This is a genomic window from Photobacterium satsumensis, assembly GCF_050336935.1.
GTDB classification, from domain to species: Bacteria; Pseudomonadota; Gammaproteobacteria; order Enterobacterales; family Vibrionaceae; genus Photobacterium; species Photobacterium satsumensis.
The window spans coordinates 173984-194461 of the sequence record NZ_JAKJSK010000012.1; the positions used below are offsets into that span (position 1 = coordinate 173984).

General features: G+C 52.1%; 12 protein-coding genes, 1 tRNA gene and 2 rRNA genes. 12 read left to right on the forward strand and 3 right to left on the reverse strand.

Features of this window, described 5'->3' with window-relative positions; translation table 11 throughout:
• The first annotated feature begins 36 nt into the window (after nt 1-36).
• From rsmC to L4D79_RS23085, 12 genes are all read left to right on the forward strand, one after another.
• Nucleotides 37-1056, forward strand: a complete 1020-nt coding sequence (gene rsmC, locus L4D79_RS23030) for a 16S rRNA (guanine(1207)-N(2))-methyltransferase RsmC (RefSeq protein ID WP_428654815.1) — start codon at nt 37-39, stop codon at nt 1054-1056.
• Between the two features lie 310 nt (nt 1057-1366).
• The gene (locus L4D79_RS23035) at nt 1367-4753 is read left to right on the forward strand and encodes a response regulator (protein ID WP_428654817.1); all 3387 of its coding nucleotides are present in this window, start codon (nt 1367-1369) and stop codon (nt 4751-4753) included.
• 608 nt (nt 4754-5361) lie between these two features.
• On the forward strand, nt 5362-7041 hold the full coding sequence (locus L4D79_RS23040) for an ABC transporter substrate-binding protein (RefSeq protein ID WP_428654820.1): 1680 nt from the start codon (nt 5362-5364) through the stop codon (nt 7039-7041).
• Between the two features lie 133 nt (nt 7042-7174).
• Entirely contained in the window at nt 7175-8161 is a 987-nt protein-coding gene (locus L4D79_RS23045; protein WP_428654822.1) for an ABC transporter permease, read from the forward strand.
• A 2-nt stretch (nt 8162-8163) separates the two neighbouring features.
• Entirely contained in the window at nt 8164-9186 is a 1023-nt protein-coding gene (locus tag L4D79_RS23050) for an ABC transporter permease (RefSeq protein WP_428654824.1), read from the forward strand.
• Nucleotides 9186-10157, forward strand: a complete 972-nt coding sequence (locus L4D79_RS23055) for an ABC transporter ATP-binding protein (protein ID WP_428654826.1) — start codon at nt 9186-9188, stop codon at nt 10155-10157. Before L4D79_RS23050 ends, L4D79_RS23055 begins: the two co-directional genes overlap by 1 nt.
• Nucleotides 10158-10179: 22 nt before the next feature.
• Nucleotides 10180-11175, forward strand: coding sequence for an ABC transporter ATP-binding protein (locus L4D79_RS23060; protein WP_428654828.1), 996 nt, complete (start codon nt 10180-10182; stop codon nt 11173-11175).
• A gap of 10 nt (nt 11176-11185) precedes the next feature.
• Complete coding sequence (locus L4D79_RS23065) at nt 11186-12919, forward strand: glycoside hydrolase family 9 protein (protein WP_428654831.1); 1734 nt, start codon at nt 11186-11188, stop codon at nt 12917-12919.
• Nucleotides 12920-12923: 4 nt separating this feature from the next.
• Nucleotides 12924-13799 carry a glucosamine kinase nucleotide-binding domain-containing protein gene (locus L4D79_RS23070; protein ID WP_428654847.1) on the forward strand — a complete coding sequence of 292 codons (876 nt, stop codon included), beginning with the start codon at nt 12924-12926 and terminating at the stop codon, nt 13797-13799.
• 7 nt (nt 13800-13806) lie between these two features.
• Nucleotides 13807-15738, forward strand: coding sequence for a beta-N-acetylhexosaminidase (locus L4D79_RS23075; protein ID WP_428654833.1), 1932 nt, complete (start codon nt 13807-13809; stop codon nt 15736-15738).
• A gap of 39 nt (nt 15739-15777) precedes the next feature.
• The gene (locus tag L4D79_RS23080; protein WP_428654836.1) at nt 15778-18183 is read left to right on the forward strand and encodes a glycoside hydrolase family 94 protein; all 2406 of its coding nucleotides are present in this window, start codon (nt 15778-15780) and stop codon (nt 18181-18183) included.
• Nucleotides 18184-18239: 56 nt separating this feature from the next.
• Nucleotides 18240-19652, forward strand: coding sequence for a phosphoglucomutase/phosphomannomutase family protein (locus tag L4D79_RS23085; RefSeq protein ID WP_428654838.1), 1413 nt, complete (start codon nt 18240-18242; stop codon nt 19650-19652).
• A gap of 329 nt (nt 19653-19981) precedes the next feature.
• Here the strand turns inward: L4D79_RS23085 and L4D79_RS23090 are convergent.
• The 3 genes from L4D79_RS23090 to L4D79_RS23100 form a co-directional block, all read right to left on the reverse strand.
• Nucleotides 19982-20058, reverse strand: a tRNA-Asp gene (locus L4D79_RS23090).
• Between the two features lie 66 nt (nt 20059-20124).
• Nucleotides 20125-20240: ribosomal RNA gene (gene rrf, locus L4D79_RS23095) — 5S ribosomal RNA — on the reverse strand.
• 119 nt (nt 20241-20359) lie between these two features.
• A 23S ribosomal RNA gene (locus L4D79_RS23100) occupies nt 20360-20478 on the reverse strand; the annotation flags it as partial.

Here is a 20478-nt window from a genome sequence, read left to right on the forward strand (position 1 = left end):
GCCCCAACACAGCTTTCATCCATTCTTGAGGTCGTTATGTCATACAGTGCTGCCAGTCAGGTTGCTGCCCGCCAATTGGAGTTTTTTGAAAACCGTAAGGTTTTGGTGGCCGGCGAGCTAGCCGACGCTTTTCCCGTCGAGCTCTCGCAGACCGCTTCGTCGGTAACGATCTTCACCACCAACTTCGGCTACGCCCGGCAAATGTCAGCGCACACGTCCATCCGAACGGTTTTCGGTGCAGAGTTCAGCGACGATGCCGACATCGATATGATCCTGCTGTATTGGCCGAAAGCCAAAGCCGAAGCCGAATACCTGCTGGCCATGCTGTTGGCAAAGTTTGGCCCGGAAACTGAGATCTGTGTGGTGGGCGAAAATCGCAGTGGTGTGCGTAGCATCGAAAAGATGTTCGCTTCGTATGGCGCGGTAACTAAGTATGACTCGGCCCGCCGCTGCAGCTTTTACTGGGGCCGCTGTGAACAAGCGCCATCAACTTTCGATATCAAGGATTGGTTCCGCAGCTATCCACTGTCAATCGCCGGTACCGATCTTACCATCCGCTCGCTACCGGGCGTGTTCAGCCACGGTGAATTCGACCAGGGTTCAAAACTCCTACTGGAAACCCTGCCGTCACTGCGTGGCCGCGTATTGGACTTCGGCTGTGGTGCCGGGGTCATTGGTGCCGTGATGAAAACCAAGAACCCGTCTATCGAACTGGAGCTATGTGATATCAGCGCCCTGGCCATTGCGTCGGCCGAAGAGACCTTCCGGGTCAACCAACTCGAGGCCACCTTTACCGCTACCGACGTTTTTGCTGCGCTGAAAGGCCCTTACGACTACTTGATCAGCAACCCGCCGTTCCATGCCGGGCTGAAGACCTTCTATGCAGCCACCGAGGACTTTATCGCCAAGGCGCCACAGTACCTTCGCCAAGATGGTCAGTTGATCATCGTTGCCAACAGCTTCCTGCGTTACCCGCCGCTTATCGAGGAAAGTTTGGGCAGCTGCGAAACAACGGCCAAGAACAACAAGTTCAGCATTTACGCCGCAAAAAAATGACCGACTAAGGCCGGGGTCTCCCCCGGCCATTGTCTATTTTAGCTAACACCTCTGTATACTCCGGGCAATAACCACTCCATTATTGACGTCATAAACGTCAAATCTGTGTGTCGGAACACGCTTCCACGTCCACTTTCTTGCCTCTAAAAAAAAACACAGTATAACTGGTGGTTATGGTGTTTATTCCGCACTAGCGACCCGTTAATTTCGTCAATTATCGGTGAAGCACCAGCACCTAGTTCAACATCTATCAATATCAAGGACATACCTTGATTACAGCTTTGTCTCACAGGTAATTTCAGGCACCGGAATGCAGCAGAGTACCCGTTTCAAGCGGCTCCAGCACACCTTGATGCTGGCCTTTTTAGTATTGAGTATTACCCCGTTAATACTATCGGCCCTATTCTTTCTCAATTCACATACCAAAGATCTGGCCGAACAAAGTACCAACCACCTCGCCTCCCTTCTCGACAACAAAAAGAAACAGCTCAACAACTTCTTTGTTGCCCGAGAATCAGAGGTACAAAGCTTTGCCCGATCAGAACTGGCCAATGCCAGTGGTGGGCGCTTTTATGGCCTCGTCGGCGCCTACCATCAGCTCGGGGATATCTCCGAGGTTCTACACAATACCGGTAGAAGCCGCTACTACACCGAAACCCTAGCCAACAAATCACTCGGCGAACAGAGTACCGGCAACTATGTCGGTCACGAACGCTACCGACTGATGTACAAGCGCTATAACTGGGCTTACGAGGAATACCTAAAACGCTCCAATTTCAATGATATCCTGCTGGTCGATATCAATGGCAACATTGTCTATGCCGCTAACAGCCCGGAGACCTTCGGCATCAATCTGCCCCAGGCTTCGCAAGACTATCCGGCGCTGAGCCAGACTTTTTTAGCGATCCAGCAAAAAACTGAACTCGCCCAAGGCATGGCCGACCAAGTACCGGTGGCCTTTACCGATTTTAGCCCAGCACAGGGTGAATCAACTCTCTCAGCCTGGTTCGCCGCGCCCATCATCCAGCAGGGCTATTTGCACAGCTACGTGTTGTTCAAGTTAAGCAACCAGTCAATCCAGGATTTCCTCAGCGATACTGGCAATAATTCCTATTCAGTACAAACCCTGCTGGTCGGCCAAGATCACCATTCACGGCTACCGACCTCCAATGATGATCCGGCGTCTTTCTCCAGTAACAGTATCAACCGGGCTCTCGAAGGGGATAGCGGGGTCGGTAGCTTTGCCAACTTCAATGGTGTGCCGGTCCTGAGTGCCTTCGCTCCGCTTACCATCATGGATAGCCCATGGGCGCTGGTTGTCGAACTGCCCGAGGAAGAAGCGTTTGCCCGCATCCGCGAACTGGAGGTGATTTTCTTCGTCGCTATGCTAACGGCCATCGTATTGGTGATCATCGCCTCGCACTGGCTGTCGAATTCGATCACCGCCCCCCTGCTCCGGTTAACCTGGGCGGCAGAGCAGGTCTCGGCCGGGGATATGGATCAAAAAATCGAAGGGACCGATCGCTGTGACGAAATAGGTCGCCTGGCGGTCAGCTTCGCCCGGATGCAGTCTTCCGTTAGGGAAAAAATGAGCCTGATCCGCGAGCAAAACAACGAGCTGGAGCAAAACCTCCAGATCATCCAGCAAAAAAACAAAGAGCTGCAAACCGCCGATAAGCTCAAAGATGAATTCCTGGCTACCACCTCCCATGAGCTGCGTACCCCGCTGCATGGCATGGTGGGTATCGCCGAGTCTCTGCTGGCAGGGGCCAACGGCCCGGTCCAACATTCCCAGCGGCGCCAGCTTGAAATCATGATCAATAGCGGCCAGCGCCTGACTAACTTGGTCGACGATCTGCTCGACTATCACAAGATGCGCTACGGGGACCTTGATATCCAGAAACAAGCCGTTGATGTAGCCTCTGCCGCCAGATTGGTACTCGAACTATCGAGCCACCTGCTTGGCAGCAAACCGGTACGGATCATCAACCAGATCCCCAATGATCTGCCGCTGGTACAAGGGGATGAGCAAAGGCTGGAACAAGTCCTCTATAACTTGGTCGGCAATGCCATCAAATATACCTCGGAAGGAAAAATCATCCTTTCAGCGACCATGCTCGAATCCCAGCTCCGTATTCAGGTGGTTGATACCGGCCAAGGGATCCCTGCCGAACAGCTCGAGCATATCTTCGAGCCGTTGATCCAGGCCAACACCCAATCGGCCAACTACCGCCAAGGGTCTGGGCTTGGCCTGTCAATCAGCCGACAACTGATCACTCTGATGGGGGGGCGGCTGTATGTCAGTAGCCAACCGATGATTGGCACCACATTCAGCTTCACCCTGAACCTGGCATCCGACAGCGATATTGCCAGCAGTGAATTGTCCAACCGCAGCAACCACTTCCAAATCCCCCCACCGGAAGCATATGCCTGTGAGCTAGAAGACATCGAGGAGAGCCCTGATGGCGATCTACTCCTCATTGTCGACGATGAGCCAGTGAACCTGCAGGTTCTCCACAACTTCCTCCGCCTGGAAGGATATCGGGTGATCACGGCAGAAAGTGGCCCGCAAGCCCTGCAGTTGGTAGAAAGCCACCAGCCGGCATTGATGCTGCTGGACATTATGATGCCAGAAATGTCCGGCTACGAAGTCTGTGAGCAACTCCGCCAGCGCTACAGTATGCTGGAGCTGCCGATCATTATGCTCTCGGCACTCGGGCAAGTGCAGGATAGGATCCGTGGATTCGAATCCGGGGCCAATGATTACCTGACCAAGCCCTTCAACAAAGAAGAGCTGACCGCACGTATCGGTGCCCATCTCAAGGCTGGACAAACAGAGCGGCAACTACAGGAGAACCAACGCCTTGCCGAAGAGATCGAGCGTAGGGAGCAAGTAGAAAATAGTCTTCTGGAAACCCAAAATCGCTTGCTTGGCCTGCTTGAATCCTCCAATGAAGCTATTCTCTGCGTCCAAAGTGGGGGCCGTATTCGCTACGCCAACACCGCCGCGGGTAAACTCTTCAACCGCTCTCCGGAGCAAGTGGAACGCCACCATATCGAAGATATTCTGGCGACCCACCTCCCACAGGACATCAGCCAAAGCCATCATTTCCATGGTAGCTTGATGTTCAAGATCGACAATAGCCTTAAATCCCTTGATACCGATGTCATCAACCTGCCAGAAGAGTCGGGGCTGCAGCGGATGTTTATCTTTGATAACCAAGGCCAAACCAGCAGCCACCGAATAGAAGTACTCGAAAATGCCGTCGAGGTCCTATCAGGTTTTGCCTTCAGCCGAAATAAAGATACGTTACAGAAACTCCGCCACCTAGGTGACGAATTTAGCTCGCTGGCCGACAAGCTGGAAGGCAATGACAAGAGCAAAAATGACACCTTGCGTGAATTGCTGGTTGAAATCATGAAGGCAACCCTAACCCAGTGGGAAGAGTCGACCCAGAAAACCAAATTTGAACTGGCTGAAGAAAGTGGCCTGTGGCGGGTCTATCTCGACCGCAGTACCCTGCAAACCCGCACATTGGATAAATACCTGCACTTGGAAACGCTACCAAAAACCCCGCGTTGGCGAACCGTGCTCAGCACCATTGATTTTGTCCTGGAGCGCAGCCCTCGCAATGCCACGGGCTATAACGATCTGCTGACAATGAAAGAGCAGTTGCAGCATATCATCAATCAATAACGATACATGCGTATGTAAAGCCTGCCCTGTGCAGGCTTTTTTTTGTCTCAAATTATCCCTCTAAAAACGCAAAAAACAACGAAATTAAGCGGTGAAGCATTGGCCAAAAACCCCGCAAAAATCGCCGTTTACTCAGCTGTACCCACCGATTTTAACGAAAACTTTCGGTTTCTGAGAAGGTAATCACAACAAACTCAATTCATAAATTTTCCGCAAGGAATTAAGGGGAGCTTTTGACTTTGTTACATCAGCCATTCAGGCGAATACCTATAAGCGCTTGAATTAAAGCAATAAAAACAGAATAAATACATTTATCAGTATGAAACGCCGAAATGTAAATTGAGATCTTAAGCACACCCAACACATAGGCAAGCGCTAGATCACAGTCCGTTATTAACGTTTTTTACGGAAGAATAAACGAATTTAACGTTTTTGACGGGCAGCCTGATTGACCGTTTTGCCAATCAGGAGTTTCCTTAAGGCACACAGAGCCTGCAAGGCCATTTGTTCGAGTACGTTACTCAGCTTGAACAAAGCAGGTTCTTCCTCCCCGTAGATACGGGGTTTTTTCCATAAGTGAAACTAAAAGCAAAGAGTAAGGAACAGCTATGCTTGCCAATATAAAGAAAACCCAGTTAGCGCTAGCCGTTGTCGCAGCCGCTTCAACGATGTTAATCGCCCCTGTGGCGTCAGCTGCAGATCGCGCTGAGCTAACCATGGTTCCTAAGTTCTATCCAACTTTTGTACGTAACTTTAACCCTTACCTACAGACTCAATTGGACACCACCTACGACTTCTTGTTTGAGCCATTGGTTGTGTTCAACGAGCTTAAGGGTAACGAGCCGGTCATGCGTTTGGCGAAAGACTACTACATGTCTGACGACCTAATGGAAGTAACATTCGAAATCCGTGATGGCGTAAAATGGTCTGACGGCAAAACGTTCTCAGCCAAAGATGTTGCATTTACTTTTGAGTTACTGAAAAAGCACCCAGAGCTTGACCGTTCTGGTATCAATGCCCGCCTGAAAGGCGTCGAAGCGAAAGGCGATAAAGTGACCTTCAGCCTAACTGAAGCGAACTCAAACGTTCCTTACTTGATTTCCAAGGTTGCGGTTGTTCCACAGCACATCTGGAGTAAAGTAGAAGACCCAACACGCTTCACCAACGAAAACCCTGTTGGTACCGGCCCATTCACTGAAATCGAGACCTTTACGCCTCAGCTTTACACTCAGTGTCGCAACCCTAACTACTGGGATAACGCAAACCTAGACGTAGACTGTCTGCGCCTACCGCAAGTTGGTGGTAATGACCAGTTCCTAGGTCAAGTACTGAGCGGTCAGTTTGACTGGACGTACGCGTTCATTCCAGATGTCGACAGCACATACGCAGCCGCAAGCCCTGACAACAAGTACTGGTACCCTGCCGGCGGTTCGCAAGCATTTGTAATGAACTACAACTCGCCAAACAAAGGCAACCACGAAGCAATCAACGACATTGACTTCCGCCGTGCCTTCTCTATGGCTATCGACCGTGAAACCATCATCGATATCGCCTTCTACGGCGGCGGTGTTGTGAACGACTACGCATCAGGCCTAGGTCAGGCATTTGCTTCATGGTCTGACAACGCAGTGTACGAAAAGTACAAGCCGTACATGACCTACAATGTTGCCAATGCCAAAGCACTACTGAAAAAAGCAGGCTTCAAAGATACCAATGGCGACGGCTTTGTCGAAACGCCGACAGGCAAGAGCATCGAGCTATCTATTCAGTCGCCAAACGGCTGGACAGATTTCAACAATACGGTTCAGCTAAGTGTTGAAATGCTTCAGGAAGTCGGTATCAATGCCAAGGCGAGCACACCTGACTTCTCGGTCTACAACCAAGCAATGCTAGATGCAACATATGATGTAGCATACACCAACTACTTCCACGGTGCGGACCCATACACATACTGGGATAGTGCATACCACTCTCGCTTCCAGGCAAACGAAGGCATGCCTCGCTTCGCACTGCACTACTGGAATAACGAAAAGCTGGATAACCTACTCGCTGGCTTCTACAAGACAGCTGACCGTGACGAGCAGATGAAGATGGCCCACGCTATCCAGAAGATCATTGCCGAGAACCAGGTAACGATCCCTGTGATGTCAGGTGCTTATACCTCTCAGTACAACACTGCGCGCTTTACCGGTTGGTGGAACGAGAGCAATCCGAAAGGACGTCCAATGCCAATCACTAACACCCAAGAGCGTCTACTTCAAGTGCTTGACCTAAAACCTAAATCGTAATTTTCGCAATTTGCGGTGCGCACATTGCGCACCGCCCCTTCAACCTTCCCCTTAGAAAGAACGATGGCCTGTGGTCAGGGAAGAGTGTGTTTGAAATCTGGTTTGAGTAACTGGATATTTTAAGGTGTGAGTTATGGGATTTTTTGTACGCAGACTTAGCTTTTATTTTATTGCGCTCCTGTTCGCAATAACGATTAACTTTATCATTCCCCGGGCGATGCCCGGTGATCCGGTCACCATGATGTTTGCCAATGCGGCAGTGCAAGTGACCCCTGAACGTATTGCTGCCATGAAAGAGCTATTGGGCTTTGTCGACGGTCCGATGTACCAGCAATATTTTATCTATGTCAAAGGGATCCTGTCATGGGACTTAGGGATTTCAATCCAAACCTACCCGCAAACCGTTAACGAAGTGCTGGGTAATGCCGTTGGTTGGTCACTATTCCTAGCCGGTACTGCTGTAATTTTGGCTTTCTGCCTTGGTTCGACGTTGGGGATTTTTGCAGCCTGGAAGCGTGGCAGCAAATACGACGCCTTTATTTCACCGGGTATGTTGGTTGTACAGGCCGTGCCGCCGGTGGTCGTTGCCATGTTGGTGCTCTACACCTTTGCTATCGGGGCCAAATGGTTCCCGTCAACTTACGCCTATACCCCAGGTACGACGCCTGACTGGACCAGCTTGGATTTCTATCTGGATGTCGGTTACCACGCTGTGCTACCACTGTTCTGTGCCACTATCATCCAGATTGGCGGCTTCCTGATCAATATGCGTAACAACATGATCAACCTCCTCAATGAAGACTATATCACGATGGCAAAAGGTAAGGGCCTGAGTGAAAACCGCATAGTCTTCAAGTACGCCGCCCGTAACGCCATGCTGCCAAGTGTTACTGCCCTGTCAATGGCTATCGGTATGGCCATTGGTGGCCAGCTGATCATCGAAATGATCTTCAACTACCCAGGCCTTGGCACCGTATTGCTCAACGCCATTAATCAACGAGACTATCAAGTACTACAAGGCCAGCTGCTGATCATGACCATGTTCATGCTGTTCTTCAACTTCATGGCCGACATTCTTATTGTTGCTCTGGATCCGCGCCTGCGTAAGGGAGGCAAATAATCATGAAAGGACTTATCAAGCTACTTTCGAGTAATACCAAGGCCCTATTTGGCCTGATCGTTATCGCCACCTTTCTTTTGGGAGCGATATTTGCCCCAGTCATCACCAAGCATGCTCCGGACAAACGCATCGGTAATCCGCACGAATACCCAGCTTTCGTCGTGAAGGCAGCCCAAAACAACCCGGACGGTTGGGTCGCCACCAACCTGGCTGACAACAAACGAACTCTGCGTATGTCAAAGGATGCGGACCATATCCTCGGAACAACCCGCTTGGGCCGTGATGTTTGGTCACAAGTGGTTTACGGTGCCCGTATCTCACTCGCCGTTGGTTTCGGTGCCGGTATCATGGTGTGCTTCTTGGCGACGGTCATTGGGGTATCAGCCGGTTACTTCGGCGGCCGTGTCGATGACATTCTGTCGGCAGCCATGAACATCATGTTGGTGATCCCCCAGCTACCGCTGCTGTTCGTGATTGCCGCCTTTATTGGCCAAGCCGGGCCCCTGACCATCGCCATAGTGATCGGGATGACGTCCTGGGCATGGGGTGCCCGTGTCGTCAGGGCGCAGACGCTCTCCTTGCGTGAAAAGGAATTCGTCAAGGCCGCAGAGGTACTGGGTGAATCTTCAGCCCGCATTATCTTTGTCGAAATTCTTCCGAACCTCATTTCCATTGTCGGGGCAAGCTTCATCGGTTCAGTCATGCTCGCCATTATGATGGAAGCCACATTGTCCTTCCTTGGCTTGGGTAACCCGAACTCCATTAGCTGGGGCACCATGCTCTACAACGTACAAGCCTCGTCATCCATGCTGGTCGGCGCGTGGTGGGAACTATTGGCACCGTGTATAGCCCTGACATTCATTGCTATCGGCCTGTCGATGCTGAACTTCGCCGTTGATGAAATCGCCAACCCGCAGCTGCGTTCTCACAAAGGCATGCGCCGTTGGAAAAACATGGCAAAAGAAAACAAAAAAGCAGAGGCAACTATCGCGCCTCAGCCAGCCCTTGAAGGGGGAGAGAAATAATGAGCAACCCACAAATTTCTATCCGCAACCTGTGTGTTGACTACATTACCGATGCTGGTGATGTGCGTGCAGTAAACGACGTCAGCTTTGATATCGGTAAAGGCGAAATCTTTGGCCTGGCAGGAGAATCGGGCTGTGGTAAATCCACCGTGGCCTTCTCCCTGATGCGTCTACACAAGCCGCCTGCATTTATTACCGGCGGTGAGGTTATCTTCGATGGCCATGGCGACATCCTGAAATTCAACGAAGCACAAATGTCCGCATTCCGCTGGAGCGAGATCTCGATGGTGTTCCAGAGTGCGATGAATGCCCTGAACCCGGTCCTGACGCTGGAAGAGCAGTTCTGTGATGTGATCATGCGCCATACCGCGATGACGCGCCAACAGGCAGTTCGCCGCGCCGAGGGCCTGCTGGAAATCGTGGACATCCACCCAAGCCGTCTGCGTGATTTCCCGCACCAGTTCTCCGGAGGCATGCGCCAGCGGCTGGTTATCGCCATCGCGTTGGCCCTGAATCCGAAGATGATCATCATGGATGAGCCGACTACAGCCCTCGATGTGGTGGTTCAGCGCGAGATCCTACAGAAGATCTACGCCCTGAAGGAAGAGTTCGGCTTTTCTATCCTGTTCATTACCCATGATCTGTCGTTGATGGTCGAGTTCTCAGACCGTATCGGCATCATGTATTCCGGAGAGTTGGTTGAGGTCGCGCCGTCCAAGCAGATCCTAGAAGACCCCTTCCACCCCTATACCGAAGGGCTGGGAAGTTCTTTCCCACCACTAACCGGACCGAAGCCCCGCCTGAAGGGGATCCCGGGCAACCCGCTCAACTTATTGGAAGTTCCTACTGGGTGTCGCTTTCAGGCCCGCTGCAGCAAAGCCCATGATGCCTGTTTCAGTCAAGCGACTCAGCTCCGTCAGCTGGAACCCAGCCGTTTTAGTAACTGCCACCTATTTAACAAAAGCAGTTAGAGATTAAGGAATAGGAAGCATTATGAGCAAGCCAACCGGACAACCAATTATTGAAGGGAAGAACCTGATCAAGGACTTCTCGGTTAACAGCAACTCACTGAAAAAATCCATGATGCGTGCCATCAACGACGTATCATTCAAAATGTACAAAAGCCGCGGATTGGCCGTCGTCGGAGAATCTGGCTCGGGTAAGTCAACCACGGCCAAAATGATTGCCAAGATGTATGCCCCGACTGACGGGAAAATCGAATACTACGGTCGCGATATTGCCACCATAGAAAAAAAAGCCGATCTCATGCAGTACCGCCAAGGGATCCAGATGGTATGGCAGGATCCGTTCGGCTCGCTGAATCCAACACATACTATTTTCCACCACGTTGCCCGCCCTCTGCTGATCCACAATAAGGTCTCGAAAGGCAACAAGAAGGAGCTGGAGGAAAGGGTCTACGATCTGCTCGAGCAGGTAGGTCTGATCCCACCAAAAGAAACGGCGGCAAAATACCCGCACCAGCTGTCCGGTGGCCAGCGCCAGCGCGTTAACTTAGCCAGGAATATCGCAGTCGGTGCCGAAGTTGTACTGGCTGACGAGCCGACATCCATGCTGGATGTCTCGATCCGTGCCGGTGTCCTCAACCTGATGGAAGAAATGAAGTTCGAGCGTGAGATGGCTCTGCTGTATATCACCCACGATATCGCAACCGCCCGCTATATTGCCGAAGATCTGGCCGTCATGTATGTCGGCCATATGGTCGAGTGGGGTGATACGGAAGAAATCATCCACGACCCGCAGCATCCCTATACCCAGCTGTTGGTATCCGCTGTACCGGATCCGAAGAAATCGATCCACGAAAAGCTTAAAGGTAACAAAGGGGAGATCCCTCTCTGGACACCAGAGAGCCTTGGCTGCCCATTCGCCGGTCGCTGCACCCATGCAACAGACAAGTGCCGCGAACAGCTTCCGGGGATCACCCAGCTTTCCGACAACCATTTCGTACGTTGTTACCTGTACGAGAATTGATGGAGGAAACATGCAGCTGTTAATAAACCATTTAGGCTACGAGCAATATGGCCACAAGCAGGCGGTTATCCAATCGGCATCGGAGATTGATGTCATGCATGCCGAGCTGCTATGTCGTCGCAGCCACCAGCCTATAATGCAGCTGCCTCTTGAGGCCTGTGGTCCGGTTGATCAGTGGCATACAGGGCTCACCTACACAATCGACTTCTCCGCACTCACCGAGTGCGGGGAATACCAGTTGCGTGTCGGTGAAACCTTGTCAGAGCCATTTGCTATCGCCGAGGGGCTATTGATGACTCGCACCTTCAGCGATGTCCTGCACTATTTTAAATCCCAGCGCTGTGGCGGTAAGTTTGATCTTGCTGACCAAGCAATCCCGCTACTGGGCACGGACACCCGAGTCGATGTCCGGGGTGGCTGGTATGACGCTTCAGGCGATGTTAGCAAATACCTCAGCCACCTCTCTTTCAGTAACTATTTCAACCCCCAGCAAATCCCTATGGTGGTTTGGAATATGCTAACCGCCTTCGATACCTTGTCCGAGGAGCCGGCCTTTGCTGCTTTTAGCCGCTGCCGCCTGCTGGAAGAAGCGCTACATGGCGCCGATTTCCTGCTGAATATGCAGTCTGAGCAAGGCTTCTTCTATACCACGGTATTCGACAAATGGAGCAAGAAAACCGACCAGCGTGAGATTTGCAGCTATGCCCACCAAAGTGGTGACAAAACGGATGACTACCAGGCCGGCTTCCGCCAAGGAGCGGGCATTGCCATCGCGGCCCTAGCTGCTGCCAGTCGGATCCTGCAAAGCCCGACCGCATCGCAAATCGGTTATCCGGCGGTAAATAGCGACCATTACCTCACGGCAGCCGAGCAAGGCTATTGGCACCTGGCCGAATACAACCAGCAGTACCTCGATGACGGCTGTGAAAATATCATCGATGAGTATTGTGCATTGCTGGCAGCTGTAGAGTTATTCCGTGCCACCGACAATGGCGACTTCCTTGAACAAGCTCGCCAATGGGCCAGCAAACTAGCCCTACGTCAACACAGCGACTCACAACAGAATCATTATTGGTCCGCCAACAGTGATGGATCTCGCCCCTACTTTCATGCGGCTGAAGCCGGATTACCGGTGATCAGCCTACTCCATTACATCGCGATTGAGCCAGAGGCCGAGCGCCAACAAGCATTGAGCTCTGTCATCGCCAATGCGGTGGCCTTCGAGTTAGATATTACCCATGAAGTCGCCAACCCCTTTGGCTACCCACGACAATACACCAAGCCGCTAGACGGCAAGAAAGCAACGGCATTTTTCATCCCTCACCATAACGAGACGGGCTACTGGTGGCAGGGGGAAAATGCCCGTTTGGCTTCCCTTGCCAGCATGGCATTTCTCGCAGCAGCCTTTCCAGCCTGCCAGCCGTTACGCCCGCAATTGAAGGCCTATGGCCAGCGGATGCTGGACTGGCTGCTGGGCTTAAACCCTTTTGATATATCGATGCTTGATGGCCATGGCCGCAACAACCCGGACTACCTGCCGGAGCTGGGCTTCTTCAATGCCCGCGGTGGGATCTGCAACGGCATCACGTCGGGATTCGACAACGAACATGACATCGCCTTTAACCCGGCCCCCCAACATCAGGACTTCTTGCAAAACTGGCGCTGGGGAGAGCAGTGGATCCCCCATGCAGCTTGGTATTTGTTGGCCGTAACGTTGCAGTATAAGGAACGACATAATGACTGATCCAATTCGCTATTTCGTCGGGGTCGACGGCGGCGGTACTTCTTGCCGCGCCCGGATCACAGACAGCAACGGCCATGTAGTGGGCGAAGCCAAAACCGGCAGCGCCAATATCATGTTAGGTGCCAATCTCGCCATGGCCTCCATCGTCGATGCTATTGCCACCGCTGCAGCTGCGGCCGGACTGGGTAAAGACAGCTACGCATCTATGTCTGTCGGCCTGGCACTGGCCGGCGCCGAACAGCAGTCGGCTTGGTATGAATTCATGGCCCAACCGCATCCGTTTGCGGCCGTAACCCTCAATACCGATGCCTACGGGGCCTGCCTTGGTGCCTGGGGGGGACAAGACGGTGCCATTCTAATCGCCGGCACGGGATCATGTGGGATCTTGATCAAAGACAATAACCAACATGTGGTCGGTGGTCGTGAGTTTCCCATTTCCGATCAAGGCGGCGGGGCCGTGATGGGGCTTCGCCTCATCCAGCAGGCTCTGCTGGCACATGATGGGCTCCGTCCAATGACACCGCTGGCTGAGCATGTGATTGACCATTTCAATCAAGATATCGATGCAATCGTCAGCTGGTCAAAAACCGCGCGCCCTTGCGATTACGGGCAATTTTCACCTGCTATTTTTTCCCACGCCTACCAAGGAGATGCACTTGGTATCGAGCTACTCAATCAAACTGCAGCCGATATTGAAATGTGGATGAAAGCCCTCATAGCCCGTGGGGCCGAGCAAATCTGCCTGATGGGTAGCATTGCCGAGCGGATCAAACCCTGGTTAATCCCGCCTTTACAGCAGCGTATCGCCACCCCACAGGGCGATGCTATGGATGGTGCGCTGGCAATGGCCCGTGCTAACCACAACCTTTACCCTTTATGAGGTGGCTATGAGTTTTCGTCTAGATTTTGTCGTCATCGAACAACAGCAAGATCAGTCGCGCTTAGCCCTGACGTTGCACAATTTATCGGATAAACCGCTGGCCCTGTGGTCACTGCACTTCACGTTTGGCCGCTGGATTCATTCATCCAGTTTGACTCATGGCGAGCTGGAACAAATCGGTAGCTACAAGATTCTAACCTCCGGCCGCACTGAAGCCCTGAAACCCAATGGCCACTTCTATACCGAGTTTACAGTCGGAACCAAACCGTTCAGCCTATTGGACGATGGGATCATCGATGCCTTTATCAGCAGCGAGATCCCAGGTTCACTGATTAATCCACTGCCGGTGGAGATCACCGCTTTTGGCTTACAACAGCCTCAACTTAAGCGTCATAACACGGCACTTGAAGCCGCAGCGGACATCAATATTATCCCAGCCCCGCAGCACCTTAAGCCGCTAGGGGGACACTTTGCCCTGACCCCGCACACTACAATTGAGGTTAATACGCCTTACGCGGAGGGAAGCTGCCGTTGGCTAAGGGCCGAGCTAGAAAGCCTACTCCACGAAAAGCTGGCAGTACGCGACACAGGAAATATCCACTACCAATACCACGAACAACTTGCAGACGACGCCTACCAGCTGTTGGTGGAACAAGACGATATTTGGCTAATGGCCAGTAGCGAAACCGGCTTCAGCCATGCCACCGCATCCTTGCTGCAATTACTGTCGTCACAACCCTGTCATCAGGCAGGCACCGTCTATCGTATCCCGATGGTGGAGATCTGTGATGCCCCGCACTTTGCCCACCGTGGCATGATGCTTGACTGTGCTCGCCACTTCCACCCGGTCGAGCGGATCAAGTTTCTGCTTGATCAGCTGGCGCGTTTCAAATTCAACGTCTTCCACTGGCACCTGACGGATGATGAGGGCTGGCGGATTGAGATAGATGCCTACCCTGAATTGACCCAGACGGGGGCCTGGCGGGGGCCCAACGAGCCTATCCAGCCACAATTTACCACCATTGGCCAGCGCTATGGCGGCTACTACAGCAAACAAGATGCCCGTGAGGTTATCCGTTACGCTGCCGACCGCGGCATCATGGTGATCCCTGAAATAGATATACCGGGACACAGCCGGGCAGCGATCAAATCCTTGCCGGCCCTGTTGGCCGATCCCGGTGACAAATCGGTTTACCGCAGCATCCAAGGCTACAACGACAATGTCCTGTCGCCAGCACTGGAAGGCACCTACACCTTCCTTGCTCAGGTCCTTGATGAAATCTGTGAGCTGTTCCCGGCCCCATACCTCCATATCGGGGCTGATGAAGTCCCCTCGGGCGTATGGACAGATAGCCCCGCTTGCCGTGCCCTGATGGAAAAGCATGGTTATGAGGATCCCAAGGAGCTTCAGGGCCATTTATTACGTTTTGCCGAAAAGCACCTTAGCAACAAGGGCAAGCGGATGATGGGCTGGGAAGAAGCAACCCAGGGTGACAAAGTCAGTAAAGACACCATCATTTTTTCCTGGCTGAGCGAAGAAGCCGGACAGAAATGTGCTCAAGCTGGCTATGACGTAGTTATGCAGCCGGCTCAGGCAACCTACCTCGACTTAGCGCAAGGTGACTCTGCCGATGAAGCGGGTGTCGATTGGGCAGGTAAGCTTCCTCTGGAGCAAGTCTACCAGTACCACCCTCTGGCCGATCTACCGGCCGACGACCCTACTCATCTGCACGTCAGGGGGATCCAGTGCGCCTTGTGGTGTGAGCTAATCAATAGCCAAAGCCGACTCGAATACATGCTCTACCCACGCTTGCTCGCTATTGCAGAGGTCGCTTGGACAGCCCCTGAAAATCGCAGCTGGACAGATTTTACGGCCCGCCTCAACGGCCAGTTCGCTTATTTGGACAAAGTAGGCATCAATTACCGTCGCTGCGAGTAAGGCGCAGGACAACGATTACAATAAAAGGATTAAACCACCATGAAATACGGCTTTTTTGATAACGACAATAGAGAGTATGTGATCACTCGTCCCGATGTGCCTGCACCTTGGACCAACTACTTGGGAACCGAAAAGTTCTGCACCGTTATCTCACATAACGCAGGCGGCTATTCTTTCTATAACTCGCCAGAGTACAACCGGGTGACCAAGTTCCGCCCGAATGCTACCTTCGACCGCCCGGGCCACTACGTCTACCTGCGCGATGATGAGACCGGTGACTACTGGTCCATCTCCTGGCAACCAGTGGCAAAAAGCCTCGATGAAGCCAACTACGAAGTTCGCCATGGCCTGTCATATTCAAAATTCAAATGTGAATATAGCGGTATCACCGCAACCAAGACCCTGTTTGTACCTAAAGGTGAAGATGCCGAGGTATGGGATGTCGTGATCAAGAATACGTCTGATAAACCACGGACTATCAGTGCCTTTTCGTTTGTCGAATTCTCGTTCAGCCATATTCAATCTGACAACCAGAACCACCAGATGTCGCTCTACTCAGCGGGGACGGAATACAAGGATGGCGTGATCGAATACGACCTTTACTACAATACCAATGAGTTCGAGGGCTTCTATTACCTCGCATCGACTTTCTCACCTGACAGTTACGATGGTCAACGCGACAGTTTCCTTGGTCTCTACCGTGATGAAGCCAACCCTATTGCCGTTGAAAAAGGGCAGTGCTCAAACACCGCGCAAACGTGTTACAACCACTGTGGATCCTTACACAAACAATTCACCATTCAGCCTGGTGAAGAGGTACGCTTTGCTTACATCCTGGGTATCGGTAAGGGTAACGGCGAGCGCCTGAGGGAAAAATATCAAAACATTGAAGAGGTCGATGCCGCATTCGCGGGGATCAAAGCCCACTGGGATGAACGCTGCGCCAAGTTCCAGGTTAAGTCGCCGAATGAAGGCCTAGACACCATGATCAACGCTTGGACGCTATACCAAGCAGAAACCTGTGTGGTCTGGTCACGCTTTGCCTCGTTCATTGAAGTCGGTGGCCGTACCGGTTTGGGATACCGCGACACCGCACAGGACGCCATTTCGGTTCCACATTCTAACGCGGCTATGACCCGTAAGCGCCTCGTTGACCTGCTACGCGGCCAAGTAAAAGCCGGTTATGGCTTGCACCTATTTGATCCAGACTGGTTCGATCCGGAAAAAGCCAATGTCCAACCATCCAAGTCCCCGACGGTTGTCCCAACCCCGAGTGACGAAGACAAGATCCATGGTATCGAAGACACCTGTTCTGACGATCACCTATGGTTGATCCCAACCATTTGTAAATACGTAATGGAGACAGGTGAAGAAAGCTTCTTTGATGAAGTGATCCCCTATGCCGATAGCGGTGATGCAACCGTTTATGAACACCTGAAAGCAGCTCTCAACTTCTCAGCAGAATACGTTGGCCAAACGGGCATCTGTAAGGGGCTACGCGCTGACTGGAACGACTGTTTGAACCTCGGCGGCGGCGAGTCAGCAATGGTCTCCTTCCTTCACTTCTGGGCGCTAGAAGAATTCATCGAATTGGCAAAATATCTTGGCAAAAGCAAAGATGTTGAGACATATACCGAAATGGCAGCCAATGTCCGAGAAGCGTGTGAGCAGCACTTGTGGGATGACGAGGGTGGCTGGTACATCCGTGGCCTGACCAAAAGTGGCGAAAAGATCGGTACGGCCCAGCAAACAGAAGGGCGTATCCACCTAGAGTCCAATACCCTCGCGGTACTGTCTGGTTTGGCATCCCAAGAGCGCGGTGAGCAAGCGATGGATGCCGTGGACGAGAACCTGTTCTCTGAGTACGGCCTTCACCTCAATGCCCCTTCTTTTGCAACCCCGAATGATGACATTGGCTTTGTTACCCGTGTTTATCAGGGCGTAAAAGAGAACGGCGCTATTTTCTCTCACCCTAATCCTTGGGCTTGGGTTGCGGAAGCCAAGCTGGGCCGTGGTGATCAGGCGATGAAATTCTACGATGCCCTGAACCCATACAACCAAAATGACATCATCGAAAAGCGTATTGCCGAACCCTACTCCTACGTACAGTTCATCATGGGGCGTGACCACCAAGATCATGGCCGCGCCAACCACCCGTGGCTGACAGGGACATCTGGCTGGGCTTACTTTGCGGTGACCAACTTCATTCTGGGTGTACAAGCAGGCTTTGCCGGACTGACGGTCAATCCTTGTATTCCAACTAACTGGCCTGGCTTTGAAGTCACGCGGGAATGGCGTGGAGCAACCTACCAGATCAACGTCGAAAACCCGAATGGCGTGAGCAAAGGCGTTCAGTCAATCAGCCTCAATGGTGAAGCCATTGTAGGGACAATCCCAGTTCAACCAGCAGGCAGCATCAACACTGTCACTGTGATCATGGGCTAATGAGTTTGGGGCGTAGTTTGCGCCCCGTCTATCTACGAGAGAATAGGAGTTCCATCATGATCCAGTTTGGAACCGGTGGGTGGCGCGCCCTGATAGGGGAAGAGTTCACCAAAGACAATGTACGCTTGGCAGCCCAAGGGCTGGCTAACATTATGATCGCAGAGCAAGTGACGGATAACGGTTTTGTCATTGGCTATGACAGGCGCTTTCTGTCAGACAAGGCCGCAGCCTGGTTTGCTGAAGTCCTTGCGGCTAACGGAATAAAAGTCAGCTTTATCAATAAGTTTGTTCCGACTCCGATCGTCATGTTTCAAGCGATGAAAACCGGGGCAACGTATTCCGCCTGTATTACCGCCTCGCATAACCCGGCTGACTACAACGGTATCAAGGTCTTTATCGAAGGGGGACGTGATGCAGATGAGGTTATCACTGCCAAAATTGAACAGCAGGTGGCCAAGCTGACGACAGCCGATGTCCACTCTGTCGACTTCGAGCAAGCACTTGACGATCAGCTGATCACCTTGATCAACCCGATGAACGACTTTGTCGACTCCATTATCGATTTCATTGATATTGACGCGATCAAAAAAGCCAACCTGCGCGTCCTGATCGATCCGATGTTCGGTGTGGCGAAAAACGCCCTGCAAACCGTGTTAATTACCGGTCGCTGCGATGTCGACGTGATCAATGACGGCCAAAACCCAGCATTTGGCGGCTTGATGCCCTCACCGAACGCAGCCACCCTGTACCGCTTGAAACACCTCGTCGCCCATGAAGGCTACGACATTGGTATCGGCACCGACGGTGATGCCGATCGACTTGGGATCATCGATGAAAAGGGTAATTTCATCCACCCTAACGAAGTCCTTTTGCTGCTCTATTATTACCTGCTTGAATACAAGGGATGGACAGGCTCCGTGGTTCGTAATATTGCCACAACTCACCTGCTCGACAAAGTCGCGGCCGATCATGGCGAGAAAAGCTTCGAAGTTCCTGTCGGCTTCAAACATATCAGCTCGCAGATGGAAGCCGATGATTCATTGATCGGCGGGGAAAGCTCGGGCGGCCTGACAATACGTGGCCATATTAAAGGTAAGGATGGTGTGTTTGCGTCCAGCTTGCTGGTTGAAATGATCAGCGTTACTGGCAAAAAACTGTCGGAAATGCTCGATGAAATCTACGGCAAATACGGTTTTGCGTATACCGCGGAAGGTGACTGCACTTTCCGCCCTGCCGACCGCCAGCGTCTCTACGACAGGATATACGTCAACAAAGAGCTGCCTGATTTTGAATGGGAGATTGAACGTGTCAGCTATGCTGACGGTGCCAAAGTCTACTTCAAAAATGGCGGCTGGGCATTGGCCCGCTTCTCTGGCACCGAGCCTCTGTTGAGGCTATTTGCCGAAATGGAGAACCGCGAGCAGGCGGAAAAAGTAGTCCGTCAATTAAAAGCATTCTTGAACTTATAAGTTCCCCCCTTTCTCGGCGCTAGCCATACCACTGCCTTGGATAGCGCTGGGGATACACGTTGAGTCCTAAAGTAACATGCGCATAGCTGTTACATTTCGCAGGCTTATAGCCTTCGCGGCAAGGGTAGCTTCGCTACCCTTTTTCTTTATTTCGACCAATTGCCGGAAATGCAAAAAAGCCCCAGCATTTCTGCTGAGGCTTTCGAAGAAGTGGCGGAGCTGATGGGACTCAACGCGCACGGCCAGTGCCGCGACTAAAGTGCGCAGCACTTTTAGGGCGCACAGAATGCAAAAAAGCCCCGCTATTTCTAGCGAGGCTTCTTAATAAGTGGCGGAGCGGACGGGACTCGAACCCGCGACCCCCGGCGTGACAGGCCGGTATTCTAACCAACTGAACTACCGCTCCACACGGTGATAAACATGTTCATGTCTATCCGATACACGTCGTTCAATACGCATACCTAAATTGGGAGCCTGGCGATGTCCTACTCTCACATGGGGAGACCCCACACTACCATCGGCGCTATTACGTTTCACTACTGAGTTCGGCATGGGATCAGGTGGGTCCATAATGCTATGGTCGCCAAGCAAATTCTGTTTATTCACCGCCCCTCRGGCAGTAAATAGCAATCTGGGAAAATCTAACTAGTTGTTCTCAACACKCATTCAAGTGCTCATGGAGTCCGTAAAAACCCCTTGGGTGTTGTATGGTTAAGCCTCACGGGCAATTAGTACAGGTTAGCTCAACGCCTCACAGCGCTTACACACCCTGCCTATCTACGTCGTAGTCTTCAACAACCCTTTAGGAACCTTATAGGTTCAGGGA

Bases quoted from the DNA above. Each gene is read 5' to 3' on its own strand.
- rsmC (WP_428654815.1), top strand. From the start codon at position 37: ATGTCATACAGTGCTGCCAGTCAGGTTGCTGCCCGCCAATTGGAGTTT.
- L4D79_RS23035 (WP_428654817.1), top strand. From the start codon at position 1,367: ATGCAGCAGAGTACCCGTTTCAAGCGGCTCCAGCACACCTTGATGCTG.
- L4D79_RS23040 (WP_428654820.1), top strand. From the start codon at position 5,362: ATGCTTGCCAATATAAAGAAAACCCAGTTAGCGCTAGCCGTTGTCGCA.
- L4D79_RS23045 (WP_428654822.1), top strand. From the start codon at position 7,175: ATGGGATTTTTTGTACGCAGACTTAGCTTTTATTTTATTGCGCTCCTG.
- L4D79_RS23050 (WP_428654824.1), top strand. From the start codon at position 8,164: ATGAAAGGACTTATCAAGCTACTTTCGAGTAATACCAAGGCCCTATTT.
- L4D79_RS23055 (WP_428654826.1), top strand. From the start codon at position 9,186: ATGAGCAACCCACAAATTTCTATCCGCAACCTGTGTGTTGACTACATT.
- L4D79_RS23060 (WP_428654828.1), top strand. From the start codon at position 10,180: ATGAGCAAGCCAACCGGACAACCAATTATTGAAGGGAAGAACCTGATC.
- L4D79_RS23065 (WP_428654831.1), top strand. From the start codon at position 11,186: ATGCAGCTGTTAATAAACCATTTAGGCTACGAGCAATATGGCCACAAG.
- L4D79_RS23075 (WP_428654833.1), top strand. From the start codon at position 13,807: ATGAGTTTTCGTCTAGATTTTGTCGTCATCGAACAACAGCAAGATCAG.
- L4D79_RS23080 (WP_428654836.1), top strand. From the start codon at position 15,778: ATGAAATACGGCTTTTTTGATAACGACAATAGAGAGTATGTGATCACT.
- L4D79_RS23085 (WP_428654838.1), top strand. From the start codon at position 18,240: ATGATCCAGTTTGGAACCGGTGGGTGGCGCGCCCTGATAGGGGAAGAG.